Annotated in this window: 11 protein-coding genes; 2 read left to right on the top strand and 9 right to left on the bottom strand. The window is 72.6% G+C overall.

Annotation, left to right across the window (positions count from 1 at the left end):
• Positions 1-71: 71 nt before the first annotated feature.
• The 5 genes from ACZ466_RS29840 to metG form a co-directional block, all read right to left on the bottom strand.
• The gene (locus tag ACZ466_RS29840; RefSeq protein WP_378278804.1) at positions 72-1,127 is read right to left on the bottom strand and encodes a glycoside hydrolase family 26 protein; all 1,056 of its coding nucleotides are present in this window, start codon (positions 1,125-1,127) and stop codon (positions 72-74) included.
• The gene (gene rsmA / locus ACZ466_RS29835) at positions 1,084-2,064 is read right to left on the bottom strand and encodes a 16S rRNA (adenine(1518)-N(6)/adenine(1519)-N(6))-dimethyltransferase RsmA (protein WP_378278806.1); all 981 of its coding nucleotides are present in this window, start codon (positions 2,062-2,064) and stop codon (positions 1,084-1,086) included. Before rsmA ends, ACZ466_RS29840 begins: the two co-directional genes overlap by 44 nt.
• A 56-nt stretch (positions 2,065-2,120) precedes the next feature.
• Positions 2,121-2,870 carry a transglycosylase family protein gene (locus tag ACZ466_RS29830; protein WP_378278807.1) on the bottom strand — a complete coding sequence of 250 codons (750 nt, stop codon included), beginning with the start codon at positions 2,868-2,870 and terminating at the stop codon, positions 2,121-2,123.
• Positions 2,871-3,172: 302 nt separating this feature from the next.
• Complete coding sequence (locus ACZ466_RS29825) at positions 3,173-3,997, bottom strand: TatD family hydrolase (RefSeq protein ID WP_378278810.1); 825 nt, start codon at positions 3,995-3,997, stop codon at positions 3,173-3,175.
• Positions 3,998-4,034: 37 nt separating this feature from the next.
• On the bottom strand, positions 4,035-5,876 hold the full coding sequence (gene metG / locus ACZ466_RS29820; RefSeq protein ID WP_378278812.1) for a methionine--tRNA ligase: 1,842 nt from the start codon (positions 5,874-5,876) through the stop codon (positions 4,035-4,037).
• Positions 5,877-6,000: 124 nt separating this feature from the next.
• Between metG and ACZ466_RS29815 the strand changes: the two genes are divergently transcribed.
• A complete protein-coding gene (locus tag ACZ466_RS29815) occupies positions 6,001-7,635 on the top strand; it encodes an ArnT family glycosyltransferase (RefSeq protein ID WP_378278814.1) in 1,635 nt (544 codons plus the stop codon).
• A 152-nt stretch (positions 7,636-7,787) separates the two neighbouring features.
• Here the strand turns inward: ACZ466_RS29815 and ACZ466_RS29810 are convergent, their stop codons facing one another.
• Together ACZ466_RS29810 and ACZ466_RS29805 are read right to left on the bottom strand one after the other, a co-directional pair.
• Positions 7,788-9,641 (bottom strand): hypothetical protein, encoded by a 1,854-nt coding sequence (locus ACZ466_RS29810; RefSeq protein WP_378278816.1) that lies wholly within the window; start codon positions 9,639-9,641, stop codon positions 7,788-7,790.
• Positions 9,642-9,913: 272 nt separating this feature from the next.
• Positions 9,914-11,419: a glycosyltransferase family 2 protein gene (locus ACZ466_RS29805; RefSeq protein WP_378278818.1), complete on the bottom strand. Its 1,506-nt coding sequence runs from the start codon at positions 11,417-11,419 to the stop codon at positions 9,914-9,916.
• Positions 11,420-11,664: 245 nt separating this feature from the next.
• On the opposite strand from ACZ466_RS29805, the gene ACZ466_RS29800 reads away from it, so the two are divergent.
• On the top strand, positions 11,665-13,674 hold the full coding sequence (locus tag ACZ466_RS29800) for a hypothetical protein (protein ID WP_378278820.1): 2,010 nt from the start codon (positions 11,665-11,667) through the stop codon (positions 13,672-13,674).
• A gap of 30 nt (positions 13,675-13,704) precedes the next feature.
• Here the strand turns inward: ACZ466_RS29800 and ACZ466_RS29795 are convergent, their stop codons facing one another.
• Both ACZ466_RS29795 and rsmI read right to left on the bottom strand, forming a co-directional pair.
• A complete protein-coding gene (locus ACZ466_RS29795; RefSeq protein ID WP_378278821.1) occupies positions 13,705-14,007 on the bottom strand; it encodes a hypothetical protein in 303 nt (100 codons plus the stop codon).
• Positions 14,008-14,180: 173 nt separating this feature from the next.
• Positions 14,181-15,056, bottom strand: a complete 876-nt coding sequence (gene rsmI, locus ACZ466_RS29790) for a 16S rRNA (cytidine(1402)-2'-O)-methyltransferase (protein ID WP_378278823.1) — start codon at positions 15,054-15,056, stop codon at positions 14,181-14,183.
• Positions 15,057-15,090 lie beyond the last annotated feature (34 nt).

Here is a 15,090-nt window from a genome sequence, read left to right as displayed (position 1 = left end):
GGGGCATACCGGTCACCCGCAGGCCACCCCCACCCGACCGTCGCGACCGTGCCGCCCGCCCCGGCCGGGACTCAGTCGCCGCTGGTCACCGGCAGGTTGCGCGGGTTGAAGTAGGGCAGGGTGGCCAGCTCGCGCAGCGCGGAGGCGGCCTGCTTGTCGCCGCTGACCGAGTAGCGGCGGCGCTCGTCCCTGGCCTCCTGCGCCTGCTCGTCGGAGTTGAAGTAGACCACGGCCTTGACCTGCGGATTCTGCAGCGTCTCGGCGGCCTTGCGGAGCCACTCGGCACGCCGCGCGCCGTAGCTCTTCGGCACCCCGAACTCGGCCACCATGATCGGCTTGGGCCGGTCGTCGGCCCACTCCAGGAACAGCTTGAGCGTCTCCGACAGGTCCCGGTAGTCGAACTCGCCGCCCGGCTGGGCGTCCACGCAGATCCAGTCGACCTGGTCGTCGCCCGGGTAGAAGGACGGCGCGTTGCGGGTGCCGAAGCCGCCCGCGGTGGGGCACCACACCCACGCGACGTTGTCGACCCGCTCCCGCTCGAAGATCCGGCGGATGTGCTTCCAGGCGGCGATGAAGTCGGCCGGGCTGTGGACGCGGCTGTCGCGCACGCTCTCCCTGTCCATGTCGCGCTGCCAGCGCAGGAAGATCGGCTTGCCGGTGGCCTTGATCGCGCGGGCCCGCTCCCGGATCAGCCGGTCGTGCTTGCCCGAGACGACCTCGCGGGTGTCGGCGCCCGCCCACGTCAGCAGCAGGTAGCGGTCGCCGGCGGCGAGCAGCGCGGCGTCGTCGCGGCCCGGGAAGGCCGACTTCCAGCCCCGGTAGCTCTGCACGATGTCCAGCGGCCGGCCGAGATCGCGCTCGAACGCGCCCACCGCCCCGGGGGCCGGGCGCGGCGACGGCACCCCGGATGCCCCGCTCTCCGACGGTGACGCGGACGGAGAGCCCGACGGGGAGCCGGACGGGGACGCCCCGGACCCCGGCGACGGCGGCACCCAGGCGCCGAAGTAGGCGCCCTGCTTGGGCGGCACGGGGGCGACCCCCGCCCGGGCGGTCGTCGTGATCGTCGGCGTCGCGCCCGCGCCGTCACTGCAGCCGGCGGCGAGCACCAGCATCGCCAGCGCGGCCACGGGCCCCGTCGCCCGAGTCCTCCGCGAACGCCCCATCGCCCGCCCCTTCAGCATGGTCCTCCGCCTCGTTGAGATCCAGCACGCCCCCAGGACCATACTGGGCGATCCGGGCGAAGGCGGCCACGTCCAGCGCTTCTCCCCGAGCCCGTGGATCGACGCCCGCCGCGCGCAGCGCCCGCTCGGCCTCCGCGGCCGATCCGGCCCAGCCCGCCAGCGCCGCGCGCAGCGTCTTGCGGCGCTGCGCGAACGCCGCGTCCACCACGGCGAACACCGCTTCGCGGGACGCCAGGGTCGGCGGCGGCGCGGTGCGGGTGAAGGCGACCAGGCCCGAGTCGACGTTGGGCGCGGGCCAGAACACCGCCCGGCCCACCGGCCCCGCCCGGCGCGCCTCCCCGTACCAGGCCAGCTTCACCGACGGCACCCCGTAGATCTTGCCCCCCGGCGCGGCGACCATCCGGTCGGCCACCTCCGACTGCACCATCACCAGCGCGCGCCGCAGCGACGGCAGCGTGGCGAGCAGGTGCAGCACCACCGGGACGGCCACGTTGTAGGGCAGGTTGGCGACCAGCGCGGTCGGCTCGGGCCCCGGCACGCCGGTGAGGCGCAGCGCGTCGCCCCGGACGACCTCCAGCCGCCCGGCCAGCTCGGGGGCGCGGGCGGCCACCGTCTCCGGCAGCGCCCCGGCCAAGACCGGGTCGATCTCCACGGCCACCACCCGGCGCACCTCCGGCAGCAGCGCCAGGGTGAGCGAGCCCAGCCCGGGACCGACCTCGATCACCACGTCGCCGGGGGCGGGCTCGGCGGTCCGCACGATCCGCCGGACGGTGTTGGCGTCGATCACGAAGTTCTGGCCGAGCGTCTTGGTCGGCCGGACCCCCAGCCGCGCGGCCAGTTCCCGCACGTCCGCCGGTCCGAGAAGTGCCTGTACGTCCCCCACGGGTCCAGTGTGGCAGGTCCGCCGGGCACCGGCCGCCGAGTGGGCCGGAGAGGCGGCTAGCCGAACAGGCGGCCGCCGCAGTTGGGCCACTGCCCCTGCCAGCGCCCGTTGACCTTGTTGTAGAGCATCTGGGCCCGGTAGGTCTGCTCCTCGGGACTGGCGTCGGACGGCCTGCCCGAACCGCCGACCGAGCCCCACGTCTGCATCGAGAACTGGTAGAGCCCGTAGTAGCCCGCAGGGTTCACGGCCTTGGGGTTGCCGCCGGACTCGCACTGGGCCAGGCCCGGCCAGTTCAGCCGGGCCGCGGCGCCGGTCGAGCCGCCCTTGGGGCCGACCGCCACGATCGCCGCGACCGGCTTGCGCTTGACCTGCTCGGAGATCACGGCCTTGACCTTCTTGCCGCGCCGCTTCACGTAGGCGATCTGCACCACCTTCAGGCCCGGCTTGCCCTTCCGGAGCACCTTCTCGCTGAACGGCGCCACCTTGGAGCTCTTCTTGCGGATCGGCGGCGCGGTGGTCTTCACGGTCCGGGTCACCGGCTTGGACAGCAGCCGCATCACCTTGATCGTCGTCCCGGGCGGGGACTGCCGCGGCGGGGCCACCAGATCGTAGGGGCCCAGCGCGATCCTGGCCTCGGTGAGCACCTGCTCCACCGTGGACCCGGCGCTCATGACCTCGGACCTCTTCTTGTCCACCACGATCACGATCTTCTGCGGGGTGGCGCTGGGCTTCGGCGCGTCGGCGACCGGGGTCGTCGGGGACGGGGCCTTCTCGCCGCCGCATCCGGCGGCCAGAACCGCCGTCATGAGCAGCGGCAAAACCAAGCGCGTGGGGGGTCGGCGCAGTTTTTCAAAGCCCCGGCCCACGGCGCTCGCCTGGCGGCTCGCCCCTAACCGGGTCTTGGCGAGCGCGGCATCGCTTCGCGATCTGGCCGGTGTTGCTCGCCTCCGGCATCGCACCACCGCCCAGCCAACGCGCTCGCGCGGTACCTGAGGGGACATGGAGAGAGACCCTAGAGGCCCGCGAGCGCCTCCCGCCACCCGAACAGCGATGTTTCGCCCGTCACGCCCGGCTCGCCCGGCTCGCCCCGAGACACCCCGCGCGGCCTTTACCAGGCGCCGAAGACGCGTTCGCCGTTGGCCGCGATCGCCGAGCACAGCTCGGCGAGGTCCACGCCCTTCACCTCGGCCATGAACCTGACCGTGTGCGGGATCAGGTACGAGGCGTTGGGCTTGCCCCGGTGCGGGAGCGGCGTGAGGAACGGCGCGTCGGTCTCCACCAGCACCAGCTCCAGCGGCGCCGCGCGCAGCGCCTCCCGCAGCGGCTCGGCGTTCTTGAACGTCACGTTGCCCGCGAAGCTCATCACGTAGCCGCGGTCGGCGCAGACCTTCGCCATCTCGGCGTCGCCGGAGAAGCAGTGGAACACCACCCGCTCCGGGGCGCCCTCCTCCTGAAGGATGCGCAGGACGTCGTCGTGGGCCTCCCGGTCGTGGATGACCAGGGCCTTGCCCGTGCGCTTGGCGATCTCGATGTGGGCCCGGAACGAGCGCTGCTGGTCGTCCACGGGGGCCCAGTCGCGGTAGTGGTCGAGGCCCGTCTCGCCGATCGCCCGCACCTTCGGGTGCGCGGCCATCGCCTCGATGTCGTGCAGCACCGCGTCCTCGACGCCGGTCGTCTCGTTGGGGTGGATCGCCACGGCCGCGTAGACGTCCTGGTACTCGCCCGCGGCGTCCACCGCGAACCGGGAGGACGGCAGGTCGCAGCCGATCGTGACGATCCGGGCGATTCCGGCCGCGCGGGCGGAGGCCAGCGCCTCGGTCACCGGCGTGTCGGCCATGTCGAGATGGCAGTGGCTGTCGAACACGTCGACCGGCAGGCGCTCGGGCAGTGGCGGGAAGGACCGCGAGGCCTCCCCGCCGGGACCCCTGCTCACCGCGACTCCCTCTCGGTCCGGACGGGACCCTCGCTCATCACGATTCTCCCTTGCCCTCTTCCAGGCGGGCCAACTCCTCGTCGACCACCGAAGAGTCCAGCTTCTTGAACAGCGGCGTCGGCTTGGCCAGCGGCACGCCCGGCTTGATCGGCCGCGACTCCCAGACCGCCTCGGTGGTGTAGTCGCCGGTCAGCACCGGGTAGTCGGGGCCGCCCTCCTCGGACACCATCTCGAGCCGCGGCATGCCGCTCCAGGTGCCCGCGCCGCCGAGCATCTCGTACACCTTCTGCGAGGAGTTCGGCAGGAACGGGGTCAGCAGCGACTTGGCGTCGTCGACCACCTGCAGCGCCACGTGCAGGATCGACTTGACCCGCTCGGGGTCGTCCTTGAGCTTCCACGGCGCCTGGTCGGACAGGTAGCGGTTGGCGTCGCGGACGACGTCCAGCGCCTCGGTGATCGCGTTCTTGAACCGGGACCGGCCCAGCTCCCCGCCCACGGCCCCGAACGCGGACCGGCTGCGCTCCAGCAGCGCCCGGTCGGCGCCGGTCAGCTCGCCCGCCTCCGGGACCGCCCCGAAGTTCTTGGCGGCCATGTTGATCGAGCGGTTGACCAGGTTGCCCCAGGCGGCGACCAGCTCGTCGTTGTTGCGGCGGACGAACTCCGACCAGGTGAAGTCGGTGTCCTGGTTCTCCGGGCCCGCCACCGCCACGTAGTAGCGCAGCGCGTCGACGTCGTACCGCTCGAGGAAGTCCTTGACGTAGATGACCACCTGGCGGGACGAGGAGAACTTGCGGCCCTCCATCGTCAGGAACTCCGACGACACCACCTCGGTGGGCACGTTCAGCCGGCCCAGCGAGCCGGGCGTGCCGCCCTTGTCGCCCTCGCCGCCGTAGCCGAGCAGCATCGCCGGCCAGATCTCGGAGTGGAAGACGATGTTGTCCTTGCCCATGAAGTAGTACGACAGGGCCTCGGGGTCCTGCCACCAGGCCCGCCACGCCTCCGGGTCGCCCTGCCGGCGCGCCCACTCCACCGAGGCGGAGAAGTAGCCGATCACGGCGTCGAACCACACGTACAGCTTCTTGGCCGGGTTGTCGCGCCAGCCGTCCAGCGGGATCGGCACGCCCCAGTCGAGGTCGCGGCTGATCGCCCGCGGCTGCAGGTCGTCCAGCAGGTTCAGCGAGAACTTCAGCACGTTCGGCCGCCACTGTGTTTCGCCCCCATGGCTACGCCCCGCCACCCCCCCTCCCTGCTTGCTACGCAGGTAGCGGCCCAGCACGTCGGTGAACGCGGGCAGGTCGAGCATGAAGTGCTCGGTCTCGACGAACGAGGGCTTCTCGCCGTTGATCCGGCTCACCGGGTTGATCAGGTCGATCGGGTCGAGCTGGTTGCCGCAGTTGTCGCACTGGTCGCCGCGCGCGCCGTCGTACCCGCAGATCGGGCAGGTGCCCTCGATGTAGCGGTCGGGCAGCGTGCGGCCGGTGGACGGCGAGATCGCCCCCATCGTGGTCTTGGGGAAGATGTAGCCGTTGTCGTACAGGCCCTTGAAGATCTCCTGGACGACGGCGTAGTGGTTGCGCGTGCTGGTGCGGGTGAACAGGTCGTAGGACATCCCGAGGCCGTACAGGTCCTCGGCGATCACCCGGTTGTAGCGGTCGGCCAGCTCGCGCGCGGTCACGCCCTCCTTGTCGGCCTGCACCTGGATCGGCGTGCCGTGCTCGTCGGTGCCGCTGACCATCAGGACCCGGTTGCCCGCCATCCGCTGGTAGCGGCTGAACATGTCGGCGGGCAGCGCGAAACCGGAGACGTGCCCGATGTGACGGGGCCCGTTGGCGTACGGCCAGGCGGGCGCGGTCAGGATGTGTCGGCTCGACGAGGACATGCACCCAGAGTAGAGGGCGGATCGGGCCCGCTCGAACCGTTAGCCGAACCCGGGCGGGCCGTGCGGCCGATACCCTGCGAGGCGGACGGCATCCACCCCACACAGGCAGAGGTTGATCTCAGGCATGGGCCAGACCACGGTGCGCGAGCCGGCCGGCCAGGACGACGCCGGGACCCGCACCGGTCCCCCCGCCGAAGCGCCCGGCGGCGCGGCCTCCCGGGGCCTGCCCGCCCGGCTCGGGAACGGCCTGCGACGGCCGCGCCGCCGCGTGGCGCTGCTGTCGGCGCTGGTGGCGGCGTGCACCGTGCTCGCCCAGTGGATCAACAACACGCCGCCGCTGTACTTCGACCCCTACTACGTGTGGCTGGGCGCCCGCGACTGGCCGGACGTCCCGCTGGACCGGTGGCCGTTCAACGAGGTCCCGCACCAGGTGACCCGGCTGGGGCTGGTGCTGCCCGCGCGCCTCGCGCAGGAGCTGCTGGGCGACGGCCAGGCCGCCTACTTCACCGTCGCCGCGCTCGGCGGCTGCCTGTTCTTCGTGGGCTGCTACCTGGCCGTGCGGTCGCTGTTCGGCGACGTGGCGGGCGTCGCGGCGGCGCTGCTGCTGATCGTCCACCCGTTCTTCACCATGACGAACCCCTACGGGGTGGAGGTCACCTGGTCGGCCGGGGTGGTGCTGCCGGACATGCCGGGCGCGGGGCTGTTCGCCTTCGGGATGGCGGCGCTGGTGGCCGCGAGCCGCCGCACCGGCCGCGCCCAGACCCGGCTGCTGGTGGCGGCCGGAGTCTGCTTCGGCGCGTCCTTCCTGGTCCGGGAGTTCCTGGCGTTCCTGTTCCTGGCCATCCCGATCTACCTGGCGCTGCTGCGGATCCCGTGGCGGCGCAACGTCACGGTCGGGCTGCCGATGGTCGCGATCCTGGCCGCCAACCTGACCCACAACACCGTCGTGTGGGGCGACCCGCTGGCCGGGCTGATGTCGGCCGCGACCCACGGCGGCGAGTCCCGCGACCACGTCACCCGGTGGCTGGCGCTCCAGTCGTTCGTGCGGGCGATGGACGACTGGCACCCGATGGGCATGATCTTCGTCGCGGCGCTGGTCCTCACCCTCGCCGGCTGGGCCGTGACCCGCGACCGGCGGCTCGCCTTCGTCCTGGTCTGGTTCTTCACCCTGGCCGTCCCGCTGACCCTGCTGGCGGGCGTCCTGGACCCGCACGACATCTCGCTGCGCGCCTGGCTGCTGCGGTACTGGTTCGCCGTCCTCCCGGCGCTGCTGGCGGGCGCCGCCGGATCGGCCGTCCTGCTGGCGCGGCGGATCCCCGACGGCTTCGCCGCCCGCTTCCGGCTCCGCACGGTGGTGGCGCCCGCGCTGGCGGTCGTGCTCGCGGGCACGTACGCCGTGTCGGCGGTGCGCGCCGTCCCCTACCTCCCCCGCGACACGGCCTGGAACGAGCTGAGGAACCACCTCGCCGCCCACGACCGCGACATGCCCGTCCTGTGGGCGGACCGGCGGCTCGCGCAGACGCTGACGTTCTACACCCGCTCCATGTGGGGCGACACCCTGTGGCACGGCCGCATCCGCGACTTCGAGCACTCCTCCACGAAACTGCCGGAGGAGTCGTACGGGCAGCCGATGCTGTTCACCCGGTGGCGCGGCCAGGAGTCACAGATCCTCGCCGGCTGGAGGCCCAGCCAGGAGGGCGGATGGCGCCTGATGTGGCAGTCCTCCGACGGCCTACTGGAAATCTGGGGCCCGGCCTAACCCAGCGAAGGGCACGTTCGGCACCCCGCAACCACCGCAACGGCGACCGCCGAACACTGTCCGGCCCGGAGCGGAGCGCCAGCGGAGTGGAGGGACGGGCAGGCGGCGGGGAGCGGTTCCGCAGCGAGCCCCCAGGCGAGCGGAGGAGGCGTTCACCGCCGTCCCGGGTGGCGTGGAGGGTCGCCCCTCCACAATGAAAAAGTGTGTTCCGGGTCCTGTTGCGGGGCGGACGGGCTGCGCCAGGCCACCCAGTCGCCCTCGGGGGTACGGCGGCTGTCCACGATCCGCCAGCCGTCCGGGGCGTCCCGCCACGTCTGCTCGGCCGGCACGCCCTTCGGCCACGCCAGCACGACCAGGTCCACGTTGCGCGGCGCCGGGGTCCAGCGGGCGTCGAACAGCGTGCCCTTGCTGTCCCAGGCCCAGTAGAACTGGGCGAGCCGCACCGTCCACGGGACGTTCCAGTCCAGCGCGATCGAGCGCTGCGCCTCCAGGTCGGTCTTGTCGCGCAGGTCGGTGTACGACGTCAGCCCCTGCACCAGCGGCCGCGAGATCTGCGTCGTGGCCGTCGTCACCGCGGCCAGGTTGACCGTCACCAGCATCACCACCAGGGCGGCCCGGCTATGCCCGGGCAGCCGGGCCGTGAACACCGCCAGGCCCAGCAGCACCAGCCCGGCCAGCGTGGCCCGCCACAGGTGGAACTCCGTCCAGTTCCAGGTCAGGAAGGACGTCTCGGGAAAGTCGAACCGCGTGTAGGTGTAGCGGCTGAGCAGATCGCCCGCGTACCACTGCACGACGCTCGCGGTCAGCACGGCCAGCGTCACCGTCGCCGCCGCCGCCCACAGCACGGTGCGCAGCGTGGCGCGCAGCAGCACGGCGGCGCCCACCGCGAACAGCACCGGCGTCACGCACGCCAGGTAGCGGCCGTACACGTAGTTGCCGATCCGCCACTCCACGGGCAGCGCGGCCGAGGTCGCGAACGCGATCCCCGCGATGGTCGCCAGCACCGCCAGGGCCAGCGCGCGCAGCCGCGGCGCCGTGCCGCGCCGCACCGCCAGCACCGCGACGGTGATCAGCCCGATCCCGGCGATGCCGCCGGTCGCCACGATCTGGTACCAGACCTGCCCGGTGCCCAGCGACAGCACCCAGCCGTAGCCGTCCAGGCTGGTCAGGCGGCGCTCCAGGTTGCCGCCCAGGTTGTTGTCGCCGCCCGGGTACAGCCGGGGCAGCAGGTGCGCGTTCAGGAGCGCGCCCGCGCCCGCGACGGCCGCGAGGGCGGCGGCGGCGATGCCGGTGGTGCGCCGGTCGCGCCACCGGAACAGCACGGCGGCGGCCATCAGCCCCGCCTGCACGACGATGAGGATCACGCCGCGGGTGTGGGAGGCGTACACGTACGCCACGACCATCGCGGCGGACGCCCCGTACAGCGTCACCCGCGCCCGGGAGGTCTCCGGCGGCGCGGTCAGCCACGCGTGGGTCAGCAGCAGCCAGCCGAACACCGCGACCGGCAGCACCGCGTCGGTGAGCACGAACTCGGCGTAGAAGACCACCGAGGGCAGCAGCGCGGTGACGTGCCCGACCGCGTACGACCAGCCGTGCGGCAGCCGCATCCGGCGCAGCATGAGGTAGGCCAGCGGCAGCAGGGCGGCGCTGATCAGCGCGTTGATGACCAGGCAGATCCGGTAGACGGTGATCGGCTCGTCGGCGATCCAGAACGCCGGGAGCAGCAGCAGCGCGTACCCGCCCCGGTACACCGTGCCGTACGACATGTCGGCCTCGGGGCCGCCGGTCAGCACCCGGGCCGCGAACAGGTAGCCCGCCTCGTCCGGGGTGGCCACCGGCATCGTCTGCCCGGCCGCCAGCCACAGCCGCACGGCCACCTGGGCCGCCCAGCCGATCAGCAGCAGCAGGCCCCAGTGCCGGAAGCGCGGCGGGACGCCGGCGGGGCGCTCGCCCGTGGAACGGGCCGGAGGTCGTGCGACCGTGCGGGTCGCGGCCTGGGTGGTCATCAGTGGCCGGGGTCCGGGAGCAGGACGATGACGGCCGGCACGGGCGAGAGATCCATCAGCGAGTCAGCCTGGCACAGTCCGGTGAGCGCGATTCGGCTTGCTCACGAAACACTCAGCAAGTTGTCGGCTTCCGTTCCGGACGGTGACGACCTCGTTCCCTTCCGTGAGAGGCGGAGCGCGAGCACGGGCGCCGTTCCGTCCCTGAAGGGAAATGCGCGGGAACGGCGCACGGGAAGTGCGCCGACGCCGGTGACCTACCCCGCCGTGATGATTTATTCGTCCTCGGCGGAGCCGGTCTCGCCCGCGGCGCGGCCCTTGGCCCGGGGCTTGCCCGCGGCCTTGCCGTCGCTCTTGCCGGTGGACGTGCCGGTGCTCGTGCCCGCGCTCTTGCCGGTGGTCTTGCCCGTGGTCCTGCCGGTCGACCCGGCCGTGGACTTGCCGGTGGTCTTGCCGGTGGTCTTGGGCTTGGCGGCGGCGACGGCCGGAGCCTTCTCCCGCTCCGGGTCCGTGGCCACCTCGCCGTCGCCGGTCTTGGCACCGACGGCCCGCTCCTTCTGCGCCTCGGCGGCGACCTTCAGCACGGCGGCGTCCACCACGCCCGCGGCCTCGTCGGCGGGGTCGATCGCCGGCGGGTGCTGGCGGCGCCGGATGCCCAGGATGCTGATGAACAGCGAGCCGAAGATGGCCTGCAGGCTCATCACCAGCGCGGTGGCGGCCGGGACGACCAGGCGCAGCGACTGCCGCGGGTCCAGCTCGCCGAAGTTGTTGACGCGCCAGTGCAGCAGGGAGGCGGCCAGGCCCGCCAGACCGGCCACGGCGAGCAGCCCGCCGAGCACCAGTCCGCGTTCCAGGCTCCACCAGTCGATGATCTTCTGTACTCTCCGATCATGCGGCAGGAAGCCTTCCTGCATCGCGTAAACCTTGGTTAGCAGCGCGAACCACACCGCCTGGAACCCGATCACCAGCGCCGCGCCCGCGCCGACCAGCGTGTCGACGTCGAAGGCGACCTCTCCGACCCGTACCGGACCGAACGACAGCGCGATCCCGGCGACCAGTCCGAGCGTCATGAAGACCAGACCGGGAATCAGGAACAGCCAACGGGGACTGTAGAGGAGGAGGAAGCGCAGATGGCGCCATCCGTCCCGCCAGGTGTTGAGATGCGGCGCTCGCGTCCGCCCGTCCGGGGACAGCGTGGTGGGCACCTCGCGGATGTCGTACTTGGCGAGGGTGGCCTTCACCACCATCTCGCTGGCGAACTCCATGCCGCCCGTCTGCAGGCCGAGCCGCATGATCGACTCCTTGTTGAAGGCCCGCAGCCCGCAGTGGAAGTCACCGATCTTGCTGCTGAAGAACAGCCGGCCGGCGAAGCTCAGCACCGGGTTGCCCAGGTAGCGGTGCAGCGGCGGCATGGCGCCGGGGGCGATGCCGCCCTTGAACCGGTTGCCCATGACCAGGTCGGCGCCGTCGCGGAGCTCGTCGAGGAACGGTCCGAGGGTGGTGAAGTCGTAGGAGTCGTCGGCGTCGCCCATCGCGACGTACCGTCCGCGGGCGGCGCGGATGCCGCCCATCAGCGCGTTGCCGTAGCCCTTGTCGATCACGGGCACCACCCGGGCGCCGGCGTCCCGGGCCAGCTGCTGGCTGCCGTCGGTACTGCCGTTGTCGGCGATGACGACCTCGCCGTCGATACCGTTGTCCTCGAAAAAGCCGATCGTCTTGCGGACGCAGGTCTCGACCGTTTCGGCCTCGTTCAGACACGGCATCACTACGGAGAGTTCCACGCGATCTCCTTCGTTACCCCTGGTGACCGTCTGCGGTATTTTCCACTAATCTCGTCATGTTCCGCCGGGCGGCCGGCCGTCGTTCATCATGCCTGCCCGGAGCGAGCGATGCGCACCTCTTCGATCAAGAGCGCCCGTATCGTGTTGCGTACTTGCAACCTGAAGACCCGCTCAGTCACGGCCGTAGGCGGCAGGCTAGGGGAACAAGCATACGGGCACCGCGGCCCGGAAAGGTTGGGTCGGCTTTGACGCGCGCCGGAGAACGCAGTGCCACCGAGCTGGGGGCCGGAGAGCACACCGCAGGTCAGCACCGCGATGGCGGCGGCCTGCCGGGAACCGACGCGACGGCGTCCGGACGCGCGGGCGCGAACGGCGCGACGGGCGCGAGCGGGAAGCCACTGAACGGCGGCCCGGCCGGGGGTGATGCCCCGTCCGGTCCAGACGCGGTGGCCGGGGTGGCGACCGCCGTCGCCGACCCCCCGGTCACCGCCACCGAGGACACCGCCGAAGCCATCGCCGAGGCCATCTCCGGGGCCACCGCCGCCATGCCGGAGACCGCGCCGGGCAAGCGCCCCGGCACGTCGCCCGGCGAATCGGACGAGCCCGGCGAACCGGACGACACGCCGAAGCGCCGCCGCAGGGGAAAGAATTGGGCCGGGCGCACCGCGGGCCGCCTCCGCGGGGCCGCCTCCGCCCGCGCGATCTCGCTCCGCGACCGCGCCCGCGACGTCGCCGCCGACCCCGGCGGCCACCTGCGCGACCGGGCCGCGCGACTGTGGGCGCTGGCGCGCCGTCACCCGATCTTTACTGTGATCCTCGCCATAGCGGCGCTGCTGCGGGTCATCACGATGATCGGCTACCAGCCCGCGATGTTCTTCAACGACAGCTTCGACTACCTGCACGTGGCGATGAAGCCGTACCCGCACCCGCTGCGGCCCGACGGCTACTCGTTCCTGCTGCTGGTCCTCAAGCCGTTCCACAGCTTCGGGCTGGTCGTCCTGCTGCAGCACGCCATGGGCCTGGCCATGGGCGTGATGGTGTACGCGCTGCTGCGCCGCAAGTTCCGGCTGCCCGGCTGGGGCGCGGCGCTGGCCACCACCCCGTTCCTGCTGGACGCCTACCAGATCCAGCTGGAGCACCTGATCCTGTCCGACACCCTGTTCACCTTCCTGGTGGTGAGCACGGTCACGCTGCTGCTCTGGCACGACCGCACCACCTGGAAGATCGCCGCCTCGCTCGGCCTGATCATCGGGATGGCCTGGCTGACCCGCTCGGTCGGGCTGCCGGTGCTGATCGGCGTGCTGACCTACATGGTGATCCGGCGGACCGGCTGGCGGATGCTGGCGGTCACCCTGGCCGCCTGCGCGCTGCCGGTGGCGGCCTACGCGGGCTGGTACAAGGCGGAGAACGGCAAGTTCACCATCACCGAGAGCAACGGGATCTTCCTGTACGCCCGGGTCTATAAGTTCGCCGACTGCCACAAGATCGACTCGCTGCCGGTGGAGGAGATCCCGCTGTGCACCGAGCCGGAGAACCGGCTCCCCAACTCCCAGGACGGCATCTGGAACGCCGCGTCCCCGCTCAACCGGTACACGGGCAAGCGGTTCAGCGCCGACCAGAACCAGGTCGCCAACAGCTTCTCCCGCCGCGCGATCCTGTCCCAGCCGGTCGACTACCTGAAGGTGGTCGGGTACGACTTCCTGCGCGTCTTCCGCTGGGAGCGCACGGTGTTCCCGGACCGGGCCACCTACCAGCAGTACGAGTTCGGCCGCACCACCAGCGCCCTGCCCAACTGGCGGATGGACAACGACAACACCGCCGCCGACGAGGCCGTCAAGTACGAGCAGGGCCGGGCGCGCACCCGGGTGGTGGAGCCGTTCGCCGGGACGATCCGCTTCTACCAGGACCACTTCTACCTGCGCGGCACCGGCGTCGGAGTGCTCCTCCTGGTCGGGCTCGGCGGCATGGTCGTGATGTGGCGGCGGCTGGGCGGGATGGCCTTCCTGCCGTGGACGCTGGGGACGGGCCTGCTACTGGCCCCGGCCGCGACGGCCGAGTTCGACTACCGGTACGTGCTGCCCGCCGTGCCGCTGGCCTGCCTGGCGGCCGGCATGGCGTTCTCGCCCGAGGCGCGCGGCCGGGTCTCCGGGCTGCTGCGCGCGGGACGGCGCCGCCAGGAGGCCGAGGAGCCCGGGACCGGCGGGCCCGCCGCCGGCCCCGTCGAGGAGAAGGTCCCCGAGCCCGCCGCCAACTGAGCGCCGCCCGCCGCGGCGGGACGGTCAGGGTCAGTAGGCGTGCAGGCGGCGGAGCCGGAACACCAGCTCCAGGTCATCGCGGGCCGGCGCCCGCACCGCGGTCGTCCGCCGCCGCCAGGACGCCGGGCGCGCCTTGACGTTCTGGCCCGCGCAGCCGGGGCAGACGTGGTCGATCCATGGTGTGGTGCAGCGCTGCCCGTCGTGCTCGAACAGCTCCACCTCGCCGCCGTGGCCGTCGGCGCAGTGCCGGACGTCGAATTCCTCCTCCCAGGTCGTGGCGCAGTTCACGCACTCGAAGACCCAGGTCTCGTGGCTCGACCATGCGTCGCGCACGGCCCACCCCCTTGGTGACCGCCACCTCGCGCTCGGGGCACCGCTCGGAGTGCATCACCGGCCCCGGCGTGCTGCTCGACTCCTCTATTCCCCGAACGCCGCTTCCGGACCCGTCCGGGAACGCACGGATTTGACCGTCTCTAGGGCGGGGATCTACCGGGTTCTACCGGGATCTACCGGCGGGCGGCCACCACCGCGTCGTACACCACCCGCTTGGGCACGCCGTTCTCCTTGGCGATCTCGGCGATGGCCTGCTTGCGGGGCGTGCCGGCGTCCTCCCGGCCGGCGACCGCGGCGGCGAGGTCGGCCGGGTCGGACAGGCCCGCGGGCTCGGGCGCGCCGCCGACCACGACGGTGATCTCGCCGCGCACGTCCGGGCCGGCCCAGGCGGCCAGCTCGCCCAGCGGGCCGCGGCGGATCTCCTCGTAGGTCTTGGTCAGCTCGCGGCACACCGCGGCCGGGCGGTCCGCGCCGAACGCCGCCGCCATCGCCTCCAGGGTGGCCTCCAGCCGCCGCGGCGACTCGAAGAACACCATCGTGCGGCGCTCGCCGGCCAGGTCCGCCAGGCGCCGGGACCGCTCGCCCTGCTTGCGCGGCGGGAACCCCTCGAAGCAGAACCGGTCGGTGGGCAGCCCGGACACCACCAGCGCCGTGGTGACGGCGGACGGGCCGGGCAGCGCGACCACCGGCACCCCCTCGGCCACCGCCGCGCGGACCAGCCGGTACCCGGGATCGGAGACGCCCGGCATCCCGGCGTCGGTGATCACCAGGACGTCCCGGCCGGCCAGCAGGTCGGCCAGCAGCCCCTCGGTGCGGGTCCGCTCGTTGTGGTCGTGGTAGGCCACGACCCGGCCGCCCACCTCGACGCCCAGGTCGGCGGCCAGCCGGCGGAGCCGCCGGGTGTCCTCGGCAGCGACGATCTCCGCCTCGGCCAGCGCCGCGCGCAGCCGGGCCGAGGCGTCCTCGGCGCGTCCGATCGGCGCGGCCGCCAGCAGCAGGCGGCCCGTCGCCGCGGCGCCGGCCCCGTTCTCGTTCCCCGTGCCCGTCACCCGACCATTCTCGCCGCTCGCCGCACCCGCCCGA

The sequence above is a fragment of the Actinomadura rugatobispora genome (assembly GCF_055379765.1).
The sequence above is the reverse complement of the archived record's forward strand: the minus strand, read 5'-3'. Positions and strand labels throughout refer to the sequence as shown.

Coding starts and splice junctions, on each gene's coding strand:
- ACZ466_RS29830 (WP_378278807.1), bottom strand. CDS start 2,870: ATGACGGCGGTTCTGGCCGCCGGATGCGGCGGCGAGAAGGCCCCGTCC.
- metG (WP_378278812.1), bottom strand. CDS start 5,876: ATGTCCTCGTCGAGCCGACACATCCTGACCGCGCCCGCCTGGCCGTAC.
- ACZ466_RS29815 (WP_378278814.1), top strand. CDS start 6,001: ATGGGCCAGACCACGGTGCGCGAGCCGGCCGGCCAGGACGACGCCGGG.
- ACZ466_RS29810 (WP_378278816.1), bottom strand. CDS start 9,641: ATGACCACCCAGGCCGCGACCCGCACGGTCGCACGACCTCCGGCCCGT.